At 47.0% G+C, this 14,808-nt stretch carries 10 protein-coding genes; all 10 read right to left on the bottom strand.

What is annotated here, in order from left to right; all coding sequences use genetic code 11:
• Window positions 1–64 precede the first annotated feature (64 nt).
• The 10 genes from B2739_RS17755 to hfq all read right to left on the bottom strand — a co-directional run bounded on the left by B2739_RS17755 (window position 65) and on the right by hfq (window position 14,690).
• Entirely contained in the window at window positions 65–1,585 is a 1,521-nt protein-coding gene (locus B2739_RS17755) for a tryptophan halogenase family protein (protein ID WP_331347174.1), read from the bottom strand.
• Window positions 1,586–1,596: 11 nt separating this feature from the next.
• On the bottom strand, window positions 1,597–3,087 hold the full coding sequence (locus B2739_RS17750) for a tryptophan halogenase family protein (protein ID WP_331347173.1): 1,491 nt from the start codon (window positions 3,085–3,087) through the stop codon (window positions 1,597–1,599).
• A 10-nt stretch (window positions 3,088–3,097) separates the two neighbouring features.
• Complete coding sequence (locus B2739_RS17745; RefSeq protein WP_331347172.1) at window positions 3,098–4,600, bottom strand: tryptophan halogenase family protein; 1,503 nt, start codon at window positions 4,598–4,600, stop codon at window positions 3,098–3,100.
• Between the two features lie 71 nt (window positions 4,601–4,671).
• A complete protein-coding gene (locus tag B2739_RS17740; RefSeq protein ID WP_331347171.1) occupies window positions 4,672–7,947 on the bottom strand; it encodes a TonB-dependent receptor in 3,276 nt (1,091 codons plus the stop codon).
• Window positions 7,948–8,294: 347 nt separating this feature from the next.
• Entirely contained in the window at window positions 8,295–9,593 is a 1,299-nt protein-coding gene (locus B2739_RS17735; RefSeq protein ID WP_331347170.1) for an adenylosuccinate synthase, read from the bottom strand.
• 44 nt (window positions 9,594–9,637) lie between these two features.
• The gene (locus tag B2739_RS17730) at window positions 9,638–10,810 is read right to left on the bottom strand and encodes an ATP phosphoribosyltransferase regulatory subunit (protein WP_331347169.1); all 1,173 of its coding nucleotides are present in this window, start codon (window positions 10,808–10,810) and stop codon (window positions 9,638–9,640) included.
• A 179-nt stretch (window positions 10,811–10,989) separates the two neighbouring features.
• A complete protein-coding gene (gene hflC, locus B2739_RS17725; RefSeq protein WP_331347168.1) occupies window positions 10,990–11,862 on the bottom strand; it encodes a protease modulator HflC in 873 nt (290 codons plus the stop codon).
• Complete coding sequence (hflK, locus tag B2739_RS17720) at window positions 11,862–12,992, bottom strand: FtsH protease activity modulator HflK (RefSeq protein WP_331347167.1); 1,131 nt, start codon at window positions 12,990–12,992, stop codon at window positions 11,862–11,864. The genes hflC and hflK overlap by 1 nt, the downstream gene beginning before the upstream one ends.
• 81 nt (window positions 12,993–13,073) lie before the next feature.
• Entirely contained in the window at window positions 13,074–14,387 is a 1,314-nt protein-coding gene (gene hflX, locus B2739_RS17715) for a ribosome rescue GTPase HflX (RefSeq protein WP_331347166.1), read from the bottom strand.
• Between the two features lie 36 nt (window positions 14,388–14,423).
• Window positions 14,424–14,690 (bottom strand): RNA chaperone Hfq, encoded by a 267-nt coding sequence (gene hfq / locus B2739_RS17710; RefSeq protein ID WP_039912679.1) that lies wholly within the window; start codon window positions 14,688–14,690, stop codon window positions 14,424–14,426.
• Between the last annotated feature and the right edge of the window lie 118 nt (window positions 14,691–14,808).

Below are 14,808 nucleotides of genomic sequence, written 5' to 3'. Positions count from 1 at the left end.
ACTATTAACCAGAACGAGTAGCCAGAACGTCATTCCCGCTCGCGGGAATCCATAGGTTTCAATTTCAATACACGCTTTTTGCAGACCGGCAATTCTCGCTAATAAAATGCTCATGTGTCGGCATCATGTTCAAGCGATTCTGGATGCCGGTGCGGATTTGGGTAAGCCGGACGCGCAAGTCATCATCCGATACCACATCGGCAATCGGGTGATATGACTCCGGATATAACCCCTGCCCCACCAGCACACTGAACCAACTTTGCTCCTTGAATAATTCATCCAATTTAACCATCACATCGCCACGGGTGCGGAAGGTATCCAGTTTTTCCTGCAGCGTTGCCGGAATATCCATATGCTTCACGTAGCGCCAGAATTCGGTATCTTCCCGTTCAGACACTTTGTAATGCGCGATTAAAAAATCTTTGATGTCAGTATATTCATGCAACATTTCGCGGTTAAATCGATCGACAACAAAATCGCTGATATTGTCCTTGGGGAACATGGTCAGCAACTTTGCAATCACAACCTGAACCAAATGGATGCTGGTGGATTCCAAGGGCTCTAAAAATCCGCTGGCAAGGCCAACCGCGACACAATTTTTAATCCAGCATTTTTTGCGTACGCCGGTGACAAAACTCAACACTTTGGGGGATGCGGTAGCCTTGCCATCCAAGCGCGATAACAGTGTTTCAGTCGCTTCATCGACACTTAAAAATTTATCGCAAAATACATAACCATTACCGGTGCGGTGCTGCAATGGAATTCGCCACTGCCAACCAAATTCCTGCGCAGTCGAGCGCGTAAAAGGCAACAAAGGCCCGGCGCTTTCACAAGGAACGGCCACCGCTTTATTAACCGGCAACCATTGGCTCCAATCTTCATAACCGGCTTTCAAGGTTTGTTCGATCAGCAAGCCTCTAAAACCGGAGCAATCAATAAAAAAATCCCCTTCGATCACCGTTCCGTTTTCCAGTATGACTGACTCTATGTATCCGGAATCGGCATGCTGTTTTACTTGGGTAATTTTGCCTTCCGTGCGCTTGACCCCTCTCAATTCGGAATAGCGGCGCAAATAATTTGCGTAGAGGCTTGCATCGAACTGGAATGCGTAATTAATTTTGGGCATGTACGCTGGGCCAGTTTCTGAATTGGTGCGGATAAATTTGTTGGCGCGTGCCGCTTCGGTTTCAATACTGAACCTTGAGTAATCCAAACCGCCGCCGCTGTTTTTCCAGCGCATCCAAAAATGATTAAAGCTAATACCCTCCATGTCCACACCCAATGAACCAAACGGATGAAAATAGGTTTTGCCTATTTTTCCCCAATTGACAAATTCGATCCCTAATTTAAAAGTCGCATTGGTTTCGCGTACAAATTCATCTTCATTAAGGCCGAGAATGCCGTTAAACAAATTAATCATTGGGATAGTCGCTTCACCTACCCCGACTGTACCAATCTGCTCTGACTCGACCAGCGTTATCGTGTAATTATTGCACCCCAACACTTTGGCAAAAACAGAAGCGACCATCCACCCCGAGGTTCCACCTCCCACAATCACAATATTTCTGATCTTATTTTTATTCATCGTTTTAATACTCACATTAAATTCATCTCAACATAAGCCTGCATACTGGGCATATGTTGTATTTCATTTTTGATATTCGAGAGTAATTTTTGGAAATATTCAATCAACTCTTGTTCCGGCAATACATCTACCAATGGATCGTAGGTTGTGGTTTCCAATTTTTGCCCGACAAATAATGAAGTCCAGTTTTCCTGTAGAAACGTTTCGTTTTCATTCAGGGAAACCACACCGCGAGCCGCAAATAAATCAATTTTGTGTTTTAAGGAATCCGGAATCGCCATATGACGAACATAATCCCACAGCGGTTCGTCATAGCGTTTATTCAAATGGTAATGCGCAATTTGGAAATCGCGGACATTTTCCATAAACGAAAAAAACTTCTGGTTATACACATTCGCTTCCGGCATGGCACTACTATTGTTCGGAAACAATTCATGCAGCAAAGACAAACCAATATGCAAAGGATGAAGCTGCACGGCATCTAGCGGCTCCAAACTCACCGCAGTAGCGCCTAGGGCTATGCAATTGCCAGCCCATGATTTTTTGCGTGCACCGGCGGAAAAAGGCACATCCGTTACATCGATAATTGGCATGCCGGTATACACGCTGGCAAGATCCGCAAGCGCAGCCGGGGTCACTTCTTTGGATGAATAGGCAAAGTTAATTGCTGTTCTGTCCAACAGTGGATAGATTCCAAACCAGCCATGTTTAAACGCTGATATCTGGCTAAATGAGGGCAGTGAATTTAATACCGGTGCTGATGCGACCATGATGTGATCGACAGGCAACCAATCTGACCATCGCTCAATATTATTTTTTTCTACTGCTTTCATTAAAACAGCTTCTGTGCCTGAGACATCAATAAACAGATCGGCTGTTATTGTTTGTCCGTCTGCCAGCACAACAGATGTTATTTTTTCACCCTCGGTATTCACATGGGCAATCTGCGCAGGTATGCGCTTCAAGCCTTTGGCTATTGCGCCTTTTGCAATAGCCTGCACGTATTCCACAGCACTCAAATGGTAGCCACAGGAAGCACGCGAAAAGATTTTTGCTGCACGCTCTGGCTCTACATATTTTTGCTGCTTGGCTGCCGCTGCACCCAGGCAAAAATCCTCAAGGGGCACTTGCAACCCATTCGCTTTTGCTTTGAGCCAATACTGATAGAAATCAACACTGTTAAAATCAAAACCAAAACGGTCATAGGCATGCATATAGGGTGCAGCGCCACCGCACCAATTAGAGAAGCGCTGCGCAAAACAATAATGCCCTTTGGATTCCTTTAATAGTTTTCGCTCATTCGCGCCCAATACTTTATGCAAAATTTTATAAACAGGGATAACCGAGAAAAAATCCTGCCGGGTTAATTCTGCAGGCAATTCAATCAATACAATATCAACCGCAGGTTGGACACCCGCCAGTGCCTGCTGCAAATACAGTGCAGTAATCCAGGCATCTGCATCGCGCCCTACGATTGCAACTTTTTGAATAGCATTACTCATGCGTGATACCTCAGGGCCTGGCAGAACAGTAATTTGCGATAAAGGCTTTGTGTGTCGGCGTATCATCAAGTGCGCTGGCGATATTCTGATAAATACCCTGCAGCTTTTGGCTTGCCGCCTCTACGCTTAATTTTGATGCAAATGGATCCATTCCCTCTTGTACCAAGTTTTGCCCCGCCAGAACTGACACCCAGCTCGGCACAGAAAATAAACCGTAGGTATAAGAATCCACATAACCTCTATGTTTGAATAGATGTATTTTTTCTTTGAGACTGTCGGGCACTTCCATTGCGCGGCAATAACGCCACAATTCTGAATCGTCACGCTGATTGAGGTGATAATGCAATATCAGAAAATCACGGATACGCTCATATTCAATATCCATCAAACGATTGTATTCATCCAATATCGCTTGCTGCGGATTTGCACCAGGCAGCAACTTTATAAAATTTAATATAGAGGCCTTAATTAAATAAATACTGGTGGATTCCAAAGGCTCCAAAAATCCACTCGCCAAACCAACAGCAATACAATTTTTGGTCCAGGATTTTTTATACCGCCCTGAAGTAAATTTTAACAACCGCGGTTCGGACAACGCCTCGCCATTGATACCCTGCAATAAAGAGTTTGCCGCTTCATCATCACTAATAAAGTCGCTGCAAAACACATAACCATTCCCTGTGCGATGCTGCAAAGGAATACGCCACTGCCAACCCGCCGCTTTGGCTTTTGATTGTGTATAGGGAGGAAGCTCATCGGTTACTTTACTTGCAACCGCAAAGGCTTTATCGCACACCAACCACTTGGACCAATCTTCAAACTGTGCCTGTAGGTTTTTACCTAACAAGAGCGACCTGAAGCCGGAGCAATCAATAAAATAATCGCCACTGATTTTTTCACCTGACTCCAACAGGATTGACGCTATGTTGCCGCTATCAGGATGATTGGTGATATGGGTTATTTTTCCTTCAACGCGCTTAACATGTTTTTGCTCTGCAAAGCGCCGCAAATAATTCGCATAAAGCCCTGCATCAAAATGATAGGCATAGGAAAACGTAGAATTAATATTCTGTTGGTCTTGGCCAGGAAATTGAAATTTATTCTGCAACGCACTTTGGATTGCAAAAGAATAGGCATCGATAGGTTTTATTGCATCCAGATGCCGGACTCTCGCCCATTGTTGATGAAATTCTACGCCGTCAATGCGCGCACCATGGCTACCAAAAGGGTGAACATAGGAATTTCCCAGTGATCCCCAATCGACAAATTGTATGCCGAGTTTAATGGTTGCCTGGGTCTGCTTCATCATATCGGCTTCATCAATCCCGATACGATCATTGAAAAATTTCATGTGTGGCAAAGTTGCTTCACCCACACCGACACTGCCAATCTCATCGGATTCAACGAGAGTGATGTTACACACTTTTTCTCCGGCCAGTGATGCCAGCGCAGCTGCACACATCCAACCTGCGGTACCACCACCTACGATAACAATTTCCAGTTTTTTTAACATTTTTATAATCCAGAAATAAAAAACGCCACTACAGGGTAGCAGCGTTTTTTTTCAACAACAATATAAACAACTTAGTACTTCAAACGCAGACCAAGTGTGTAACGGCGATCGTTTTCATGCCACGCATTCGGCAATCTCAAACCACCTTTATCGTAGTCTTGAACTTGTTGAGTCAATACAGTTTGCTCATTCAGGATGTTACTAATCTGGAATGAAACCTCAACATTATCATTGAAAGTATATTTCACCGATCCATCCATTGTACCTGTCGCTTCTGTCCAAATAGGCACAGCAACACAGCAATCGATCGCGGTAATCATATACTCGGAACGCCAGTTATACGCTACACGGGCAGCCCAATCATTCTTCTCATACATCAACACGAAGTTGGCTGTGTGATCCGACAGACCTTCCAAACGATCTACCTTAACGCTATCAGGTGCTTGTCCTGAAATTGCATCCGGGTTGGATGTATCGTTTTTGATACCGGTATTGGTAATACCATCGTTTTTCAGATAGGTGTAGTTTGCTTGCACACCGAATCCATCAAATGGTTCTGGCATAAAATCGAAGAAGCGTTGGAATGCAAATTCAAGACCGCTGATTTTTGCACCTTCACCATTCACCGGGCCACGCACCTCAACCGTATTGGTTATACCGTTGCTGGTGATTTCACGGTTGTAACGTGAGAATTGAATGTAATCTTTAAACTCTTTTGCAAAAGCTGTAGCGGTAAATGATCCCACCGCCGCAAAATAATATTCAAAGGTCAAATCAATCTGGTCAGCAATGATTGGCTTCAGATAGGGGTTTTGCGCATCCGCGGTATAAACGATTTCAGCACCGGTAATATTTCCACTTGCATCTTTAATCCACAGCGGATCTGTTGCAGATGAAATTGAAGGAGCGGTTTTGCTGATTGAAATGTAATTACGCATATTGCCGATATCAGGGCGCGCCATTGCACGCGATATCGCCAAACGCATTAACATTTCATCGTTGAGCTCATACTTGATGTTCAAGCTCGGCAATGCATTGTGATGCGTAGTGGTGGCGCTTGAAAGGATGTTGGCACCGTTTGCGTAGGCCTTATCCGCAGCCGATAAATAATGCCCCAGCGTATAAGGTACTGGTGGAGTTTCCGCAGGGTTCTCGGAGACAACCGGTTCATCTTTCAGATCGGCTTCAGTAAATTGCGGAAGCTTGATCCCGCCCGAGCTTTCCACTTCGGTCTCAACATAGCGAACACCAACGTTACCAGTAATAGGTTTGCCGAAGAGATTTAAATTATCGCCGCCAAAATGCAATTGCACATAGAAAGCGTTCGACACTTCGGTGATATCCACCATATCGGCTGGTTCGAAGCAGGTGCCGTCAACTTCATCACTGCGATCACCTTTGCCGGAACAAATCGGGTTCCAGCCATTAAAACCATCTGGAATACCCAGCGCATCTTTCGACATCAAAGACGCCCAGCCTTTGCGGTCTTGCAGCAGTTTTGCATCCGCAAACACAAATTCCATATTGCCACCGGATGTAGCAAGAGTGCCTACACCTGCGTCAAATTCTTTGGTTCTGAATACATCCGGATAGCCCTTAAAGCCCGTTGTGGCATTAGGACCGCTATCCAAGTTAAACCAGCTGGCACTGGCACCACTGGTCCAGGTGTTGGAAACACCGTTCCAGTTGTAACCCGCATTTCTGATCTGCTGTTCACGATCAGCAAAACGGTAACCAAATTTCAACGAATCAACCCAGCCGGAATCAATGTCTAACTTGAATGCAGTCTTGAAGGCAAACTCGTCACCCTCACTTGCTTCATAGTGATCCATGATATTGGCGAGGTAATAGTTGTTAGGATCAGACCACAGCGCTGAACTCAGGTTTTGGTTTGGCGGAGCTGAGAGCGTCAAAGAAGGCACGCCTCTTAAATCAACAGCGGCGGTTGCAAAGCTCTTGTTGTCGGTACTGATGTCGTAACCATCAACAGTGGAGTCTACGTAGTGCACATCGAACACAGCGTGCAACGTATCGGTTGGTTCCCACTTCACATTGACACCAAAATCCTGGGTCATGTTTTTGCTGGCAGATGCGCGGGTGGTGCTCAGGATACCCATACCTCTGTTAACCGGCTCAGGGCCATCGGTACAACCGTTCCAGGCAAAACACACATTGGTCAAAGGCAAGCCGCTCGCCATAGTCGCGAACTGCTTGGACTCTTCATTGCTGCCACCCCACCAACCATGTTGGGCGGTCAGTACGCCGGTCTGGAACATGCCTCTTTCATCGAACGTGAATGGGTCTGAACCATCAGCAGGAAGAGGGATCTTGTCGCTGCCCGCCTCAACTTCCCAGAATACGCTCTGGCCAAACGAGGCATTACCCATATCGGTAGCAACAACATACTCTTCCATGCTGTTTTCGTATTCGGAGCGATTGTATTGGAAAGCGACTTCGTATTTGCCATCGTGATCTTTCCATTGCGCAGCCAGCGCAATCCCTTGGCGGTCGCGGTCATAAGTGATATCGCGGAAATAAACACCATCAGGAATGTAGGTCAACGATGGTGCATCGGCACCGAAAGTATCGCGGAAACGGTTAATACGGAACAACTGGACGCCCTGTGAAGCCGTTTCGATTTGGGACATCGCAATGTTGCCCAAAATCCCGAATTCACCGGCAGAGGTATCCCAACGGGTGCTGTAAAGCGCGGAAACCTCAGGAGTGTATTCTTTAGACAGATCGCCGTAGTTGTAGTTGAGCGTAACGGCTTTCAGGTCGCCTTCCTGATCAAAAGGAAGACGGGTACGCAGGTTAATGGTACCGGCGATACCACCTTCAATTAACTCTGCAGTCTGGTTTTTGTAGGTATCAACACCAGACATCAGTTCGGGCGATACATCACCCCAACTCAATCCACGTGAAGCATTGGCGCTGAAAGAATCGCGCCCGTTAAATTCGGAACGGACTTGCTGTAAGCCACGAACTACCACTCCGGCAGGTTCTGCCGAGAAGTGCGATGTATCAGATGGCGCAGCAAAACGGCTGACGGATATCCCCGCAACGCGCTGTAAGGCCTCGCCTACTGATTTATCAGGGAAAGATCCCAGATCTTTTGCAGTAATTGAGTCAACTACGGTATCTGCATTTTGTTTGATGTCCTGGGCGGTACTCAGTGCTTGACGCATACCGGTAACGACCATCTCCTCGACTTCTTCCCTCTCCGGTGCAGCGCTGTCATTTTGTGCAAAAGTGGGCGCACTCAACGCCATTATGCACATCGCCAACATGGATTTTTTGAATTTTATCGCTTGCTGTTCGGTCTTGTGATTTTTATTAAAAACCATGGCCAACCCCTTTGTTAAATTTATGATTAGGTAACTTTGTTATATGCCTATTGCGGGCAGTCAAACTTAAAACTTGTAAATCAAGGATTTAAATACCAACCCTATCCCGATACTTTTATGCGATTCATACCTAGGATCGCCTAATATTATGCGAATGTAACCGGTTAAGTCAATTTGACAATAAGATAAATAACATACAATTTGCTTATGTTTTGATAAAAAGCAGCAATGTTTGATAGCGCTATCAATCAAAAGCAAATTGTGACTTCAATGATGAGCGAAGATTTTGTAAATAAAAAAGCCCGCTATCAGAAGCGGGCTTTTAGGGAGGGGCAGAAGGCTGCTATTTAAGCAGAGAACGGATGGCGTAAAACAATCGTTTCAACCCGATCCGGACCGGTAGAAATGATATCAATCGGCGCTTTAATCAACTCTTCCAAACGGCGGATATAAGCACGAGCATTAGCTGGCAGCGCATCCAATGACTGGGCACCTACGGTAGATTCGCTCCAACCGGGCATTTCTTCGTATATAGGTTTGATTCCTGCCCAACCATCAGCATCATAAGGCATGCCAACAACAGGCTTGCCTGCAGCATCCTGATATCCGATACAGATTTTGACCGTTTCCAAGCCATCCAGCACATCCAGCTTGGTCAAACAAATACCTGTGACACTGTTGATGCGGTTAGCGTGACGTACAGCAACGGCATCAAACCAGCCACAGCGGCGCTTGCGGCCGGTTGTTGCCCCAAACTCATGACCTTTCTTGCCAAGATATTCGCCAATTTCACAATCCAGTTCGGTCGGGAAAGGACCCGAGCCTACGCGGGTGGTATAAGCCTTGGTAATACCCAACACATAATCGAGATAAAGCGGACCAAAACCTGAGCCAGTCGCTGTACCACCAGCTGTTGTGTTTGATGAGGTCACGAACGGATATGTACCATGATCGATATCCAACAGAGAACCTTGGGCACCTTCAAACAAAATGCTCTCGCCGTTCTCGCGGGCAGTATGTAACTGCTCAGTGACATCCGCCATCATGGGCAACAATTGCTCTGCCCAGGCTTTGCAATCAGTCATCACCTTATCGAAATCAACAGCTTCTACTTTGAAATAATTAGTTAACACAAAGTTGTGGTAAGACAGGATGTCTTTCAGCTTAACCGCGAAACTTTTCAAATCAGCCAAGTCACCAAGGCGCAAGCCCCGACGGGCAACCTTGTCTTCATAGGCTGGACCTATGCCGCGGCCGGTGGTGCCAATTTTAGCATCGCCACGAGCCAACTCACGCGCCTGATCAAGCGCAACATGATAGGGAAGAATAAGGGGGCAAGCCGGTGACAGGCGCAGATTCTGGCGCACCGCTACACCATTTGCTTCAAGACCTGCAATTTCCTTGAGTAGGGCTTCAGGCGATAACACCACCCCATTCCCAATCAAACAGGTTACGCCTTCGCGCAAAATGCCTGATGGAATCAGGTGAAGGACAGTCTTTTTACCGTCGATCACCAGGGTATGACCCGCATTGTGACCACCTTGAAAGCGTGTCACCAGGGAGACCTGATCTGTCAACAAATCTACGATCTTACCCTTGCCTTCGTCACCCCATTGGGTGCCCAATACCACGACGTTCTTGCCCATGACTGGTTTAACTCTCTTTGCTTGATAAAAAGAAAACGGTTTGATTAAAGCTCGATGACTTGATATTGGCCATCTTTTAACAATAACTGGCGATCGCATCCCAGCTCGGCAAGATCTTCATTGCAGCTAACGGCAATAACACGCTGCCCGCCTTGCCTCAGTTTTTGGATAGCTCGCCATTGCAATTCATCACCAGTATCAACCACAGCAATGGCAGAAACAGGCGACTTGGAAAGCAAGCCCAATTTGCTAATAGCAGTGATATCAACCGCAAAGCCGGTCGCCGGGCGCGCACGCCCAAACACTTCACCGATATGATCGTAACGGCCACCGCTGGCGATGGGGTTACCATAACCAGGGGCAAATGCAGCGAATACCAAACCGGTCAGGTAATGATAGCCGCGCAGCTCACCCAAATCGAAATAGAATTCTACCGATGGATAACGCTGCTCGATAACCGTAGCAACCTGATCAAGCTGCTCAACTGCAGCTTGCGCAGCTTTGACACCATTAAATAGCTCACGGGCCTTGTTCAATACACTGCGGTTACCAGCCAAACCAGGCAGAGCCAAAAACAACTGCGCTTTGGTTGTATCCGAAATGTTTGACGCAACCCAGCTACGAATTTCTGTACTTGCTTTGCGTTGCAACAGTTCAAAAAAGGTATCTTCCTGATCTTTTGTCAGTCCGGCATCAACGGCTATAGCGCGATAGATGCCGACATGCCCCAAATCGATATGCAGTCTGGGTAGTCCGGCAACCAGCAAGGACTCCAACAGTAGGGATACCACTTCGATGTCAGCAGCAATACCCGATTCACCATAAAATTCGAGGCCGGCCTGAATTGGGGTGCGCGTCGCCAACGGATTTTTTGGTCTTGTATGGACAACATGTCCGGCATAACAAAGACGATTGGCACAATTGCGGCCAAAACTATGGGCATCCATACGAGCTGTTTGCGGGGTGATATCCGCGCGGATACCCAAAGTGCGACCACTGAGTTGGTCGGTCACTTTGAAGGTCAATAAATCCACATCACGTCCCAAGCCAATCAGCAGGGAGTCAGTGTATTCAAGTAATGGTGGGATCACCATGTCGTAGCCCCAAGTGCTGTACAAATCCAGCAAACGGCGGCGCAAACTATCTATGGCTTTGGCCTCGGCCGGAAGGATTTCTTCCACTCCGTCCGGCAACAGCCAGCGATCAGCGTAGGTCATAAGCGACTCTAGGTTCCAGATGCAGGGTTAAATGCAGGTTATCCAGCAAGCGCGCATAAAAAAACCGAGCTCCTGGCTCGGTTGCGGCATTTTAACACTGTTTACCGATGGATTTGTAGGCCAAATGCAAACAGATGCCCTATGAAAGAACATCGCCCGCAATGCGGGCGATTAGCTACCTAGTTTTTACCCTTCGGATCCTTCAAATAACGGAAGAAATCACTGTTAGGGTCAACTACCATCAAATCCTCTTTTCCATTGAAACTCAGACGATAAGCATTAAGGCTGCGTACAAAACTGTAAAACTCAGGATCCTTATTGTAAGCCTCAGCAAAAATAGCCGCAGCAAGCGCATCACCTTCACCGCGGATGCGCTCTGCATCGCGATAAGCATTAGCTTCCAGCACCGCAACTTGCTTGTCCGCATCTGCACTGATGACTTCAGCCTGCTCTTTACCCTGCGAACGGTATTCACGCGCTTCTTTTTCACGATCTGCAGCCATACGGGCAAATACAGATTGGCTCGCCTCTGGCGGGAAATCGATACGTTTGACACGAATATCTTTCACTTCAATTCCCAGCAACTTCACTGCATCAACATTGATACTGGCAGTAATTTCGCTCATCAGCTCATCGCGCTTACCTGATACAACATCATGCAAAGTACGACGACCAAACTGGTTACGCAAACCATCTGCTACGCGCTGAGCCAAACGGTTTTCAGCAGTTGCCTCATCACCGTTGGTTGCCTTGTAGTAGGTTTCAACATCTTTCACCTGCCACTTAATATAAGAATCAACCACCAGGCGTTTATTTTCGACGGTAAAAAAGCTCTCGGGTGTCATATCTGCCGTTAATATCCGCGCATCAAACTTGGCCACCTTGGCCCAAGGCTTTTTGACATGTAACCCAGGCTTGATATCCGCCTCAACCAAGCGACCAAACTCCAACTTGATTGCGCGCTGATATTCTGTAACCACAAAGATTGAGTTAAATGCCAACAGCAATACGATTATCAACGCAATTAATGAAGCAAAACCTTTAGTTGACATTAGCGCATCTCCCGACGAACAAGTGGCTTGGTTGGCTCAACAGTCTGGGTAGCCCTGCTGTTATAGCTCTCTGCAGGCATTTGGGCTTGCGGCTCTACTGCTGGGGAACGGGTACCCATACGATCCAGTGGCAGATACAACATATTATTGCCGCCCTCTACATCAACCATCACTTTTGATGAATTTTTCATCACACTTTCTACAGTTTCCAGATAAAGCCGTTGACGTGTCACTTCGGGAGCACGCTTATACTCAGTCAGCAGGCTTTCAAAACGGTCAGATTCACCCTCTGCGCGAGCAACAACTTCTGCCTTGTAGGCTTCCGCCTCTTCAAGCATACGTTGAGCGCGGCCACGCGCTTCAGGAATGATGCCATTCGCATAAGCTTGTGCCTGATTTTTCAAGCGTGCTTCATCCTCTTTTGCCCTGATCACATCATCAAATGCGGAGCGCACTTCTTCAGGTGGACGAGCATCCTGAATGTTGACATTGATTACTTGAATACCTGCACCATAAGAGTCCATGTAAGCCTGCAAACGCTGCTTAACTTCAGCAGCAATCGCTTGACGACCTTCAGACAAGACCTGATTCAATTCACTGGAACCAATCACGTGACGCACAGCAGAATCCGTAGCATGACGCAAACTGATCTCAGGATCTTTCACATTCAATACGTAGGCACGTACATCAGACACGTTGAATTGCACAGTGATTGGCAGCTCAACAATACTTTCATCTTCGGTTAGCATAAGCCCGCGGGATGGATACTGACGCTCACCAGTTACGTTGACTATGTACACCTCAGTGATAAAAGGCGCATTCCAGTTCAAGCCCTCAGTTTTTATTTCCGAGAAGGCACCAAACTTCAGAACCACCGCGCGCTCTTTGGCATCCACCTGATATACACCGGCACCCAGATACAAAACCAAAGCAACCACCGCAATAATCCCAAACAAAGGACCAAAGCTACCGGAGCTTCTGCCACCGCCGCCGGAATTTCCACCAAACATACCGTTCAGCTTTTCTTGCAATTTTCTGAACGCCTCATCAAGGTCTGGTGGACCATCATTATTCTTGCCACCACGCCCCCCCCAGGGGTCTTTGTCTTTTCCCGGTTCATTCCAGGCCATAGTTTTTCTCCACGTAGAAAGTAAAGCTGTCTTGGGGACGATGATTCAATTTACAACTCCCCTCGAATTCTCATCAATTGACTATTGATCCAACACTGGAGTCTGGTCAGCCCACTGTAAATCATCAAAAGCAATTGCAACTGCACTGAGAATTCTCAATAAATCACTTTTGGGTATACGGATATGAAGCAAACTGGATCCATCATCCCGATACCCTTCATCCAGTACTGCTTGCTGGGTGTAGAGCATAGCGCGCAATCGCCCTTGGGTGGGAGTCAAAACCAACCGGCCTTGCACGACCTCTTTGCCCAGCAACTCAGAGATGGCCGCTGCCAGCAACTCACAACCCGCACCGGTTTGGGCTGAGAGCCAAACCGCAACTGGTTTGCCTGCCTCATCGCGATCAATATGCGGCTCTGTATCAGTGAGCAGATCCAGTTTGTTGTACACACGCAATTGCGGTAAATCTGCAGCACCAATCTCTTCCAATACCAACTCCACTTGCTCGGTATTGCGCATACGCTCCTCGGCAGCGGAATCTATCACATGTAAAAGTAAAGTTGAGTTACTGGCTTCCTCCAGAGTTGCCCGGAAAGCTTCGACCAATTTATGAGGTAAATGACTGATGAAACCTACTGTATCAGCCATAACTACTGCACCTATATCAGCCAACTCGATACGACGCATAGTGGGGTCAAGCGTTGCGAATAACTTATCTATCGCATAAACATCCGAGCCCGTGATTCGATTAAACAACGTAGACTTTCCTGCGTTGGTATATCCAACCAACGATACTGTCGGTATTGCAGCACGCTGACGCGAGCGACGCCCCTGCTCTCGTTGTGAGCGTACTTTTTCCAAGCGCTGCTCGATCATAGCGATACGGTTGCGCAATAAACGACGATCCGTTTCCAATTGCGTTTCACCCGGCCCACGCAATCCAATCCCCCCCTTCTGCCGTTCAAGGTGGGTCCAGCCGCGGATCAATCTTGTTGCGGTGTGACGCAACTGCGCCAACTCTACTTGTAACTTGCCCTCGAACGTACGTGCACGCTGGGCAAAAATATCCAATATCAATCCTGTCCGATCAAGCACGCGACACTGGAGAACTTTCTCAAGATTACGCTCCTGGCTCGGAGTAAGTGTGTGATTAAAAATCACCAGCTCGGCTTTGTGTTCGGCGACCAAATCAGCCAGCTCTTGCAGCTTGCCGGTACTGATAAGAAATTTTGCAGTAGGAGTGATACGGGAACCAGTTAAAAAAGCCACAGGATCACCGCCTGCAGACAAAACCAGCTCTTCAAATTCGCGGGGATCTTCGGCTTCTTGGCCGTGAGATAAATTCAGGTGAACTAGCACAGCCAGTTCACCTGATTCAGGGCGATCAAAAAACAATTAGCGACCTCGAGGCTACATCAATAGCTTGATAGATTACTCGGCTTGCTCGTCTTCTTCGCCTTCAATACCACCTGCTTCGTTCAGCAAAGGTACGCGTACTGCACGTGATGGAACTACAGTGGAGATAGCGTGCTTGTAAACCATTTGGCTTACTGTATTTTTCAACAGCACGACAAACTGATCAAATGACTCAACCTGACCTTGCAACTTGATACCATTTACTAAATAAATGGATACAGGTACACGTTCTTTACGCAGAACGTTCAGGTAAGGGTCTTGTAAACTATGCCCTTTTGACATGTTTATTCTCCTCGGGACAATAAAATTTGCAGTTTAAGACTGCATTAGTTACCCACCCAAAACACCTTATACATCCAGTAAGGAGGGGGTGGAAGAAAGCATGAAAATCTGACTAGGG

The sequence above is a fragment of the Cellvibrio sp. UBA7661 genome (genome assembly GCA_002483365.1).
Taxonomy (GTDB): domain Bacteria; phylum Pseudomonadota; class Gammaproteobacteria; order Pseudomonadales; family Cellvibrionaceae; genus Cellvibrio.
Note: the sequence above shows the minus strand (reverse complement) of the source record. Positions and strands in the feature narration are given on the sequence as shown.

What these genes read in the sequence shown, in the direction of transcription:
- hflK (WP_331347167.1), bottom strand. Translation starts at nt 12,992, where the DNA reads ATGGCCTGGAATGAACCGGGAAAAGACAAAGACCCCTGGGGGGGGCGT.
- B2739_RS17745 (WP_331347172.1), bottom strand. Translation starts at nt 4,600, where the DNA reads ATGTTAAAAAAACTGGAAATTGTTATCGTAGGTGGTGGTACCGCAGGT.
- hflC (WP_331347168.1), bottom strand. Translation starts at nt 11,862, where the DNA reads ATGTCAACTAAAGGTTTTGCTTCATTAATTGCGTTGATAATCGTATTG.
- hfq (WP_039912679.1), bottom strand. Translation starts at nt 14,690, where the DNA reads ATGTCAAAAGGGCATAGTTTACAAGACCCTTACCTGAACGTTCTGCGT.
- B2739_RS17755 (WP_331347174.1), bottom strand. Translation starts at nt 1,585, where the DNA reads ATGAATAAAAATAAGATCAGAAATATTGTGATTGTGGGAGGTGGAACC.
- B2739_RS17750 (WP_331347173.1), bottom strand. Translation starts at nt 3,087, where the DNA reads ATGAGTAATGCTATTCAAAAAGTTGCAATCGTAGGGCGCGATGCAGAT.
- B2739_RS17740 (WP_331347171.1), bottom strand. Translation starts at nt 7,947, where the DNA reads ATGGTTTTTAATAAAAATCACAAGACCGAACAGCAAGCGATAAAATTC.
- B2739_RS17735 (WP_331347170.1), bottom strand. Translation starts at nt 9,593, where the DNA reads ATGGGCAAGAACGTCGTGGTATTGGGCACCCAATGGGGTGACGAAGGC.
- B2739_RS17730 (WP_331347169.1), bottom strand. Translation starts at nt 10,810, where the DNA reads ATGACCTACGCTGATCGCTGGCTGTTGCCGGACGGAGTGGAAGAAATC.